The 9900-nt window shown below is 62.7% G+C and carries 17 protein-coding genes; 9 read left to right on the plus strand and 8 right to left on the minus strand.

Features of this window, described 5'->3' with window-relative positions; genetic code table 11:
* The coding region (locus RA20_RS24105) for a response regulator (protein ID WP_039135334.1) at positions 1-584 on the minus strand (584 nt) is incomplete at its 3' end.
* A 178-nt stretch (positions 585-762) separates the two neighbouring features.
* Between RA20_RS24105 and mce the strand changes: the two genes are divergently transcribed.
* Positions 763-1167, plus strand: coding sequence for a methylmalonyl-CoA epimerase (gene mce / locus RA20_RS24110; protein ID WP_039135336.1), 405 nt, complete (start codon positions 763-765; stop codon positions 1165-1167).
* Between the two features lie 56 nt (positions 1168-1223).
* Positions 1224-1499 carry a DUF1467 family protein gene (locus tag RA20_RS24115; RefSeq protein WP_039135338.1) on the plus strand — a complete coding sequence of 92 codons (276 nt, stop codon included), beginning with the start codon at positions 1224-1226 and terminating at the stop codon, positions 1497-1499.
* 316 nt (positions 1500-1815) lie between these two features.
* On the opposite strand, the gene RA20_RS24120 is transcribed toward RA20_RS24115, so the two are convergent.
* Together RA20_RS24120 and RA20_RS24125 are read right to left on the minus strand one after the other, a co-directional pair.
* Positions 1816-2505 carry an EI24 domain-containing protein gene (locus tag RA20_RS24120; protein WP_039135340.1) on the minus strand — a complete coding sequence of 230 codons (690 nt, stop codon included), beginning with the start codon at positions 2503-2505 and terminating at the stop codon, positions 1816-1818.
* Positions 2502-3080, minus strand: coding sequence for a nitroreductase family protein (locus RA20_RS24125; RefSeq protein WP_039135343.1), 579 nt, complete (start codon positions 3078-3080; stop codon positions 2502-2504). Before RA20_RS24125 ends, RA20_RS24120 begins: the two co-directional genes overlap by 4 nt.
* A gap of 199 nt (positions 3081-3279) precedes the next feature.
* On the opposite strand from RA20_RS24125, the gene RA20_RS24130 reads away from it, so the two are divergent.
* Positions 3280-3561: a DUF167 domain-containing protein gene (locus RA20_RS24130; protein ID WP_039135346.1), complete on the plus strand. Its 282-nt coding sequence runs from the start codon at positions 3280-3282 to the stop codon at positions 3559-3561.
* A gap of 17 nt (positions 3562-3578) precedes the next feature.
* Here the strand turns inward: RA20_RS24130 and RA20_RS24135 are convergent, their stop codons facing one another.
* Positions 3579-3818 (minus strand): hypothetical protein, encoded by a 240-nt coding sequence (locus RA20_RS24135; RefSeq protein ID WP_039135349.1) that lies wholly within the window; start codon positions 3816-3818, stop codon positions 3579-3581.
* Positions 3819-3968: 150 nt separating this feature from the next.
* Between RA20_RS24135 and RA20_RS24140 the strand changes: the two genes are divergently transcribed.
* The 5 genes from RA20_RS24140 to RA20_RS24160 all read left to right on the plus strand — a co-directional run bounded on the left by RA20_RS24140 (position 3969) and on the right by RA20_RS24160 (position 5990).
* Entirely contained in the window at positions 3969-4682 is a 714-nt protein-coding gene (locus RA20_RS24140) for a M48 family metalloprotease (RefSeq protein ID WP_039135352.1), read from the plus strand.
* 2 nt (positions 4683-4684) lie between these two features.
* Complete coding sequence (locus tag RA20_RS24145; RefSeq protein ID WP_052249165.1) at positions 4685-5074, plus strand: YigZ family protein; 390 nt, start codon at positions 4685-4687, stop codon at positions 5072-5074.
* A gap of 89 nt (positions 5075-5163) precedes the next feature.
* A complete protein-coding gene (locus tag RA20_RS24150; RefSeq protein ID WP_039135370.1) occupies positions 5164-5427 on the plus strand; it encodes a DUF6455 family protein in 264 nt (87 codons plus the stop codon).
* A gap of 27 nt (positions 5428-5454) precedes the next feature.
* Complete coding sequence (locus RA20_RS24155) at positions 5455-5715, plus strand: DUF6455 family protein (protein ID WP_039135354.1); 261 nt, start codon at positions 5455-5457, stop codon at positions 5713-5715.
* Positions 5712-5990, plus strand: a complete 279-nt coding sequence (locus tag RA20_RS24160) for a DUF6455 family protein (RefSeq protein WP_039135357.1) — start codon at positions 5712-5714, stop codon at positions 5988-5990. Before RA20_RS24155 ends, RA20_RS24160 begins: the two co-directional genes overlap by 4 nt.
* A gap of 65 nt (positions 5991-6055) precedes the next feature.
* On the opposite strand, the gene RA20_RS24165 is transcribed toward RA20_RS24160, so the two are convergent.
* Positions 6056-6298: a CDGSH iron-sulfur domain-containing protein gene (locus RA20_RS24165; protein WP_039135359.1), complete on the minus strand. Its 243-nt coding sequence runs from the start codon at positions 6296-6298 to the stop codon at positions 6056-6058.
* A 68-nt stretch (positions 6299-6366) separates the two neighbouring features.
* Positions 6367-6723, minus strand: a complete 357-nt coding sequence (locus RA20_RS24170; RefSeq protein WP_241482327.1) for a cupin domain-containing protein — start codon at positions 6721-6723, stop codon at positions 6367-6369.
* 192 nt (positions 6724-6915) lie between these two features.
* Here RA20_RS24170 and RA20_RS24175 point away from each other — a divergent pair, with 192 nt between their 5' ends.
* Positions 6916-7269 (plus strand): diacylglycerol kinase, encoded by a 354-nt coding sequence (locus tag RA20_RS24175; RefSeq protein WP_039135361.1) that lies wholly within the window; start codon positions 6916-6918, stop codon positions 7267-7269.
* Between the two features lie 170 nt (positions 7270-7439).
* Here RA20_RS24175 and RA20_RS24845 read toward each other — a convergent pair whose 3' ends face one another.
* Together RA20_RS24845 and rimO are read right to left on the minus strand one after the other, a co-directional pair.
* The gene (locus tag RA20_RS24845; RefSeq protein ID WP_152618597.1) at positions 7440-8453 is read right to left on the minus strand and encodes an HNH endonuclease; all 1014 of its coding nucleotides are present in this window, start codon (positions 8451-8453) and stop codon (positions 7440-7442) included.
* Between the two features lie 22 nt (positions 8454-8475).
* Complete coding sequence (gene rimO / locus RA20_RS24185; RefSeq protein ID WP_039135364.1) at positions 8476-9882, minus strand: 30S ribosomal protein S12 methylthiotransferase RimO; 1407 nt, start codon at positions 9880-9882, stop codon at positions 8476-8478.
* Positions 9883-9900: the final 18 nt, after the last annotated feature.

The following is a 9900-nucleotide window of genomic DNA, read 5'->3' on the forward strand; positions in this document are numbered from 1 at the left end:
CTGCGGGCAACACCGCCGAGAAACTGCGCCAGATAGGCAAGTGTCTTTTCTTCCTGGTTCATGCTGAGCACGTCTGCGGCATGCGCCATGTCATCGCGGTAGGCAAGGAAGTCAGGCTCCACCGTTTCATCGTCCAGGGCGCGCGGACCGGAGAGCTGGCGGTCGGCGGGCAGGTTCGACAGGATTTTCTGCTGGAACGCCGCAAGCGAAGTGATTGGTTTTTCCAGGAAACCTGCAGCACCGGCTTCCAGCGCGGCGCCCTCCAGCAGAGGATCGCCGGAGGTGGCGAGGATCACGCTGGGGCGGGGGCTGGCCTCAGCCAGCTCGCGAATCAAGTCAAGACCGGAACCGTCCGGCAGGCCGACATCAGCAATCAGAACCGAGGGCCGGTAGACCTGCAGATGGCGGCGCGCGGATTTCAAACAGTCAGCGCGGCGGATACGGGCACCGCTGCGCAGGCACAAAAGCCGCAAGGCCTCGCAGGCAAAGCGGCTGTCTTCAACCACCAGAATCGTCAGCCCCAAAAGCGGGCGGCGGGTGGTGGGCAGGCGCTGGGCGGCAGCAAACAGTTCCGAATCGTCCATAACGTATCCTCCTTGCGGGATATGGTCCGACGCTAGGGATTCGAGGCTAATTACAGGTTAACAGCACGCGCACGGCCGCGGAGAAAGCAGGCCCCGCGCGCAATGGCGCACTTGCCGCGGCGCAGCATCCCCCCCATAACCGAGGCCGAGGAAAATCTGTGAGAGGAGCACAGCTGAAATGATTGGCCGTTTGAACCATGTTGCCATTGCCGTTCCTGATCTGGAAGCGGCGTCGGCCCAGTACCGCAATGCGCTGGGTGCCAAGGTGGGCGAGCCGCAGGATGAGCCGGATCACGGGGTCACCGTGGTGTTCATCGAATTGCCGAACACCAAGATCGAGCTGCTGTATCCGCTGGGAGAAAACTCGCCGATCAACGGATTCCTGGAAAAGAATCCGGCAGGCGGCATCCACCATGTCTGCTATGAGGTTGAGGACATCCTGGCTGCCCGTGACCACCTGCAGGCGGAAGGCGCCCGGGTGCTGGGCACCGGCGAGCCGAAGATCGGCGCCCATGGCAAGCCGGTTCTGTTCCTGCATCCCAAGGATTTCAACGGCTGCCTGGTGGAACTCGAGGAAGTTTGAGGCTATGAGCTCCCTGTCCCCATGGCGGGGCAGGGCTATTCCGGGAGACCAGCAAGATGGGTGTTACCTCAGCGATCGTGCTCTATGCGGTGATCTGGTTTTTGACATTCCTGGTGGTGATCCCGATCCGGCTGCAGACCCAGGGCGACAAGGGCGAAGTGGTGCCCGGCACCCATGCAGGCGCGCCGGAGAAACACTTTCTGAAGCAGAAGGCCTGGATCACCACCGGCGTGGCGGCTGTTTTGTGGGCCGTCATTTGCGGCATCATCATCTCCGGTGTGATTTCTGTGCGGGATTTCGACTGGATGGGGATGCTGCCCGAGCGGCAGTGATCTGCCGCAGCCTGTTGCAAGCAGGAGAGCAGGGGCTCCCGCCCGGTGCTGGAGGCATTGGAAATGCCTCTGTCCCGGTTGGGCGTGGCGCCGCGCTGGCGCGAGGCGCGGCTGCGGCCAGCCCTGGCGGGCTGGAGCGGGCCAGGGCGAAGGCCGTTTTCAGATGGGTTTTGCCGAGAAGTGCTTGAGGTGCAGGTTTGCCCCTCAAGGCGCCTTGTCCATTGTACTCCGCCCTTCGCCGCATCAAGGCTGAACCGCGCGTCCCGCGGGGCGGCTGGCGCCGGCCTTGACCCGGCTGCGGCCGGGGCCGCTGCAGTTAGCGGCGGGCCAGTGCGTGGTAAATATGGGTGAAGGTGGCGGCGCCCAGGATCGGGATCACCAGGTTCACCAGCGGCAGCGACAAGGGCATCGCCATCAGCGTTCCGGCCGCCCAGATGGTGGTGGCGTGGCGGCGGCGCAGCTTTTTGGCTTCGGCCGTGCCCACCCGGCGGGCGGCTGCGAGGGTGAAGTATTCCCGGCCCAGGAGGAAGCCGTTCAGCCCCCAGAAGATGAACGGGGCTGCCGGCGGGAACAGCGCATAGAGGAACAGTGCCAGCACGTTGGCTGCGATCAGCAGGCCGAGGAAGTTCACCGTGTCCCTGACACTGTCCCAGAACGGCACCTTGGCGGCGGGAGGCAGGGCCGGGTAGTGCTTGTCCTCGACGGCCTGAGCGACCTCGTCCAGGAACATCGAGGTGATGGCAGAGGCCACCGGCACCATCAGGAACACCGACAGTACCAGCATGAAGAACAGCGAGCCGAATGACAGCAGGTCGTCGACCCAGGTGACCTGGCCCAGCACTGGCAGGGTCACTTCGGGCCCGGCAAGCCATTGGATCAGCATCAGGAAGGCGGCATAGGCGGCAAACAGAAGCGCAAGGCTGAGGCCCAGCCCAAGGAACAGCACCTTGCGGAAGCGCGGATCGCCGGTCTGGCCGAGAGTCTTGAAAAAGGCGGTAAAGATCATTCGCTCATCCAGGTTGTGATCGCATCCAGATCCGGGCGCGGGCGTTCGGGCGGGGCAGCGCTTTCGGTGGCGATGTGGATGATGCCGGCAATGCGCTCGTTTGCGGCCAGATCAAAGGCGGCCTTGGCAAAACCTGCGTCATGGCTGGCCCAGCCGCTGAGCCAATTGGCGCCCCAGCCGGCGGCCAGCGCGGCATTCAGCAGCGCCAGGCAGACGGCGCCTGCGGAATAGGTCTGTTCCAGGGGCGGGATCTTGGGGCTGTCCTTCTGGACCTCGACCACCACCACGGCGAGCTGTCCCAAGTCGAACTGGCTGCGGCCCTTGGCAATATCCTCAGGGCTTTTGCCAAGGCGTTCGCCTGTCTCATCAGACAGGGCGGCGAGGCGGGCCATGGCTGGCTGCTCTACCACGATGAAGCGCCAGGGCTCGAGCTTGCCATGATCGGGGGTGCGGGCGGCTGCGGTCAGGATCGGCTGCAGCTCTTCGCGCGTGGGTGCAGGCGCCACCAGCGTTTTGGCCGGGCGGGAACGGCGCGACAGCAGGAAGTCCAGTGCGGCATCATTGCGTGCGGGCATATGTGAAACCTTTTTACATCTGTTGCCGCCTATTTCGGCGGCCAAGGGTGTTTTTTCAAGAGCCGGTTGGCCTTGCGGGCCGCAGGTGTGCCGCGATTGCAGCAGGGCGGCGGGCTGGGGTTTCTTAGGCCGTGTGATAGCCGCGCAAAAGCAGCAAAGTCTATGGATTTTCTGCGGCGCACAAAGCATGTGTGGCCATATGGGAAAGCCAAAGAAGAAAGACCTGCCGGATCTGACGCATCTTTGCGTACCGGGCGCAGAGATTGCGGTCCGGGCCGCGCCCAAGGCGGCCCGCAATGTAATTGCCGAGGCGGGGGGCGTGCTGAAGATCTCAGTCACGGCCGCGCCGGAGAATGGCAAGGCAACTGAGGCCATCCGCCAGCTGCTGGCTTTGGCCATGGGCACCGCTGCCTCAAATCTTGCTTTGCGCCGCGGGACCGCATCCCGCAGCAAACTGTTTGTCTATACCGGCCCGGGCTGACTGCTGAGGGATTGGCGCTAGCCGTCGTCGGGCACCAGCCGGTAGACCCCTTCGGGCAGATCCAGCGCCGCCGCCAGATCCCGGACCTGATTGTGCGACAGGGTGATCTTCTGCACGCTGTCGGTGCGCGGGTCGAATTGCTCGACCGTGACGCATTCGGCAAAGGAATTGATGGTCACATCCTCGTTGAGCGGGGTGCTGTCCTCGTCCACAAGGGTGATGACCGTCGAGTCAAATTCATGTTCGATGGTAAACATGACCCCAGCCTGCCATTGGCGGGTGCCTTCTGGCAAGGCCTTGCAATTGCACGGTATCGCACTGTTGCGGCGGCGGTGTTCCGCCGCTGTGCGATTGCCATCCCCCGGACTTGCGCGATAGAGTGGCGGCGAACCGCAAGAGGATCCGCGATGCGCCGTTTTCTGTGTTTGCTTGCTCTGACTGTCAGCGCCTGTGACGTGGCAATTGAGCCTGCGCCGCAATCTGTTCCGGTGGCACAAACGCCGCGGGTGCAGGGGATGGCACCGGCCCAGGCGCGGCAGGCCTTTGCCTCGGTCACGCGCCGGGTGGAGCCGGTGGCAGAGCGCGAGTGCCGCCAGCGCACGCAAGGCCTGAACTGCGACTTCCTGATCCGGGTCGATCCGAACCCGAACGCACCGCCCAATGCGTACCAGAGCCTCGACCGCTCGGGCCGGCCGGTCATCACCTTTACCCAGCGGATGCTGGGACAAATCGCCAACCACGACGAGCTGGCCTTTGTGATGTCGCATGAAGCCGCGCACCATATCCGCGGCCATCTGGCGCGGCAGGTGCAGAACTCGGCCCTGGTCAGCGTCGGCGCGGGGCTGATCACCGCGCTGGCAGGCGGCAGCGCGGCCACGGTGTCAAGCGCGCAGGATCTGGGCGGTTTTGTCGGTTCGCGGACCTATTCCAAGGATTTTGAGCTGGAGGCGGACGAACTGGGCACCATCATCACCCATAAGTCCGGCTACCGCCCCAGCATCGGCGTGCGCTTCTTCAACCGGCTTCCGGACCCGGGCGACCGGTTCCTGGGCACCCACCCGGCCAACCCGGACCGGGTGCGGGTGGTGCAGGCGACCATCGACCGCTACGGGCTGAACTGAGCATGGCCAAAGACCAGACCGCCCCCGCGCTGACCATGCTTGGCGTGATCCTGACCGACCGCGGCTCAAAATATGCAGTGACCGGTGCGCAAGCCGCCTCGCGCGAGGAAGTCGATGCGGTGCTGGCGGAGCTGAAAACCGACCGCGCCTATGCCAAGGCGACTCACAACACCTGGGCGGCAGTGCTGCCTGCGGGCGGGCTCAAGGCGGACGACGGCGAGTCCGGAGCGGGCATGGTGATTCTGCGGATGATGGAACGCGAGGGCCTCAAGGATCATGTGATCATCGTCACCCGCTGGTACGGCGGCAAAAAGCTGGGCGGTGACCGGTTCCGGCGCGTTCAGGATGCAGTGCGTGCGTATCTCGACCACCTGAACGGGAAATCCGCATAAATCCGGTCCCGTTTGACCTGCATCAAGTTGACGAAGCCTGCGCGCAGGTAAGCTGCACCCCAGATGAATGATTGAAGGGGATGCGCGCGATGACCACCCAGGCTGAGCTGAAGAAACACGCCGAACTGTTCGACCGGATGGCTGCCGCTGTCGGCCTTGACCTGGAACAGGACGCGGTGGAGGGCAATTTGCGCTTTGACGAGATTGCCGAAGCGGTACTGCGCTGCACCCGCTGCGGCGGCGTCGGCGCCTGCCAGAAGTGGCTGGCCGAAGGCCCGCGCCCGGGCGCCGATGCCCCCGACTTCTGCCGCAACCGCGACCTGCTCGCCTACCTGAACGAGCAGCACGGCTGAGCTTTTGCCTACTTAGGAGTGCGTGACATGCAGCCATTGGGAGACCCTCTTTACCACCTGCGGCTTGTGGCCCGGATGGGCCAGGCCGTGGGAGCCGATCTGTCCGGCGCTTTTGATTCCGGTGCCATCAGCCCCGAGGACTGGGCGGCGATGATCACCCGCTGCCGGGGCTGCGAAGCGCCGCAGCGCTGCGAAGCATTCCTGGACGCAAACTGGACCGCAGAGGCCCCGATGCCGGGCTGCCGCAATGCGGACGCCCTGATGCGGCTGAAAGACCGCACCCCATGAAGGACATGGCAGCGGAGGCCGAGGGCCTGGGCAATATCTTCCGCCACCTGTGGCTGCTGCAGGCCGTGGCCAAGGCCGCGGGTGTCGACCTGACCGCAGAATTGCGCTCAGGCCGGCTCAGCGGGCTGGAGCATGCGCGGATGGTCACCCAATGCCGCGGCGCCGGCTGCAGCAAGTCCTGCGCCCTGTGGAACTCTGCCCGGCGCGAGGGCGACGCGCCCGCGGTGCCGGAGTTCTGCCCCAGCGCAAAGGTCTTCAAACGGCTGATGGGCTGACTGCGCCGCAGCCGGGCTGCAGCCTGGCCCGTCCTGCGGCCTGGTCCTGTTACCGCTTGGCCCCGTTACAGCTTGGAATGGCTGCCGTCGCAGCGCGGCGACTTCTGCGAATGCTTGCAGCCGCAGAAGAACACTTTGCCGTCCTTCTCTGCGGTGAATTTCACCGGCTCGAACCCGGTGCCCTTGTGCGAGCCGTCGCAGAACGGCTGCTTGCTGGACTTGCCGCAGGCGCACCAGAAATAGGATTTCCCCTCCTTCACCTCGACGGGGTAGGGGGCTTTCTGGGCAATGTCCGGTGCATCTGTCATGGCTGGGGGCTCTCCCTGGCTGGTCTGTCTTTGGATAAGGCGGCCCGCAAAGAGCCGCCCTGATTGTCTTACTTTAGCTTGATGACAAAGTGTTTCAGCACCTTTTCCTTAATCTCCCAGGTGCCGTTGAAATCCGCCTCCACCACAAAGGCATCGCCGGGCCCCACCTCATTGGGGCTGCCGCCCTCCGGCGTGATGACAATCCGCCCCTCGATCAGATGCACAAATTCCCAGGCCGCATATATGGCGTGATAGGTTCCCGGTGTCGCTTCCCACCAGCCGCTGATGATGCCGCCGTCCTCGGATGTGTACTCGATCCAGGTCTTCATCGAGGGCGCGCCGTCCAGTTTTGTCCAGCCTTCCAGGTCCTCCAGAATCGGCTCCGCCTGGCGGTCGGGCAGTTTGCTAAATGATGCTCTGGTCACGGTAATCTCCACTGTTGCGGTATGGTTTTCCTGGGGCAATGGCTTTCTTCACGGGAAATAAATATAACTCAAAGTGGCGATCCTGTAACCGGCCTGCCGGCGGGAGGGCACTGTGCCGCAAATGGCCGGGTCCGCGGAGGCACTGCTGGTTTCCCCATTGCGCCCCGCCGCCACTGCCGCCAGAGTGCCGCGATGAAGTATTTTCTGAACCAATTGAAATGGCGCACGCTCTGGAGCTGGGCCGGCTGCCGCGATGCCTGGACCAACGAGCATTCCTTCCGCACCTGGGTCTGGGCCAACCTGGCCTCCGCCGCCCTGGCCCTGTGGCTGCCGCTGGAGGCGGGCGAGCGCGCGCTGATCCTGGCCCTGGGCATTCTGGTGCTGGCGGCCGAGCTGATGAACACCGCAATTGAGCGGACGGTGGACTACATTTCCAAGGACCACCACGAACTGGCCCGCCGCGCCAAGGACGCCGGCAGCGCCGGCGTGGCGCTGACTGCAGTTGCGGCAGGCGTTGCGTGGATTGTGGTGGTGGCAGGGCTATAGGGAAGCCAAATGCCCGCGCGAAGCGCGGGCAGCGCCCGACCCTCCCCACGGGAGTGAGCACCGAAGAAGAAACCGTCCAGTGGACGGTTTCAGGTGCGAACGGGCGTAGCCCTTTCGCTTCGCACCCACCCAGGGTCAGGCGCGTCGGCTAGTGGAGCTTCCGGACATTTTCAGATTTCATCGAACAGTAGCTCTTGTTTGGCAAAGTTAAGGGCTTTTTCGAAGCGATCATCAAAACCTGAAGGGAAATCGAAGACCATCGTGTGTTTGAAGTCCAAGCTTCTTCCTTCTTCGGGGGTGTTAACCGTTTGAATGACCTCTGCAACAAGGTCTTGTACCATCTCAATCTGCTTAAAATTATGGTTGCCGCATCCTTTGAGAACTTCGTTGGTCTCGAGGAAAACCTCACGTTCGAAGTAAACAGAGTGAATTTCCTCTTCCCACGTTGCAAAGGCGTCGGACAGTTTTTGTATCAGGGAGCCAATATGGATGATAGTGATCTCATCTCCCGAATGCCCGTCTTCTCCCCAAGAGGTAAAGAGTTGGACCGTAAATATTTGCTTTGCCGAAGCGATCAGTTTTTTGAGTTCAAAGAATTTTCTCTGAAAGAAAGTTGGCTCGTGCCCAGCCGCGATGACTTTGAACTGAGGAACATACGCGCCGGATAATAGGTCAGTCATTTTCTGCTTTGGAACACTTGTGGATGATCGAAGCAACTCAAGGGTTAAAAGACATTCCCAAAAGTCCGGTTTGTCAGCGAGAATACGGCGCGCCGCCGGTGTCAAATTCGGGTGATTGTCGAAGAACTCTCTTTGAACTTCAAGCCGAGCCCAGGAGCCGGCGTTTTCTAATTGAGACGCCGTAAATTCGTCATGCACCTCACGCCACTTGAACAGTAGTTCAGGCGGATACCGCTTTACGTCATCGTCGATCAGTTTGTGGCACGAGCGGCAGAGCCAAATTCCGTTCGTTTCTTGAGCGCGTTCTAAATCGCTCATTTGGTCTGAGTACCTAGAAGCCTTTGGGCGTGCGCCATAAATATGAGCGGCTTCGCCAATAATCGAAGCTTTTTGATCGCGTGTTGCGCCAACAGTAATACGGCGACAGTCAGGATTAGAGCAAACGTAGGACGCTCTTTTCCCTAATGTTTCTACCGTTGACTTCGAAAAATCTGGTGGCGCCATGCAATCGCTTTAGGATTCTGAATTAGCTAGGTGTTCTACCCCACAAGTCATACTCTCCCGCCTCATCAACTTCAACGGTCACCAGATCGCCCGCCTGCAACCCGTCCGTTCCCTCATCAATGAACAGGTTGCCGTCGATCTCCGGCGCATCGGCCTTGGTGCGGCAGGTGGCGATGCCGTCTTCGTCGATGTCGTCGACAATGACCTGCAGGGTCTGGCCGACCTTGGCCTCCAGCTTGGCCTCGGAGATCGCCTGGGCCTTCTCCATGAACCGCTCCCAGCGCTCCTGCTTCACTTCTTCCGGCACATGGTCCGGCAGGTCGTTCGAGCGGGCGCCGTCGACATTTTCGTATTTGAAGCAGCCAACCCGGTCCAGCTGCGCCTCGTCCATCCAGTCGAGCAGGTGCTGGAACTCGGCCTCGGTCTCGCCGGGGTAGCCGACGATGAAGGTGGAGCGCAGGGTGATATCAGGGCAGGCCGCGCGCCAGGCGTTGATCTCGTCCAGCGTCTTGGCGGCGGCGGCAGGGCGCGCCATGCGCTTCAGCACATCCGGGTGAGCGTGCTGGAAGGGGATGTCCAGATAGGGCAGCAGCGCGTTCTCGGGGTCCGCCATCAGCGGGATCAGCTCGCGCACATGCGGGTAGGGGTAGACATAGTGCAGCCGCACCCACAGGTCCTCCGCCGGGGCCAGCTTGCCCAGTTCGCGGGAGAGGTCGAGGATATGGCTGCGCACCTCCTCCCCTTTCCAGGGGTGGGTGGAGTATTTGCGGTCGAGACCATAGGCAGAGGTGTCCTGGCTGATCACCAGCAGCTCGCGCACGCCTGCCTCCACCAGCTTTTCCGCCTCGCGCAGCACCGCGTGGACGGGGCGCGACGCCAGCAGCCCGCGCATGTCCGGGATGATGCAGAACTTGCACTTGTGGTTGCAGCCCTCGGAGATTTTCAGATAGCTGAAGTGCCGCGGGGTGAGCTTGACGCCGGCCGCGGGCAGCAGATCCACGTAAGGGTTCGGGGCGGGCGGCACTGCGGAATGCACCGCGTCCAAGACCTGCTCGTACTGATGCGGGCCGGTCACCGCGTGGATGCGCGGGTGATGCTCGCGGATGTAGTCCGGTTCGGCGCCCAGGCAGCCGGTCACGATCACCTTGCCGTTTTCCTTCAGAGCTTCGCCGATCGCCTCCAGGCTTTCCGCCTTGGCGCTGTCGAGGAAGCCGCAGGTGTTGACGATCACCGCATCGGCGCCCGCGTAGTCGGGCGAAATGCCGTAGCCTTCGGCGCGCAGCCGGGTCAGGATCCGCTCGCTGTCCACCAGCGCCTTGGGGCAGCCGAGCGAGACCATGCCAAGCGTCGGCTGATCGGGGCGCGGTGCGTCACCGAACTGCGGGCGGGGGGCGAGGTCGGGGCGGAGATCTGGGGGATTGCTGGTCATGCGCGCGCGGATATCAGG

It is taken from the genome of Leisingera sp. ANG-Vp (genome assembly GCF_000813725.1).
Lineage (GTDB): Bacteria > Pseudomonadota > Alphaproteobacteria > Rhodobacterales > Rhodobacteraceae > Leisingera.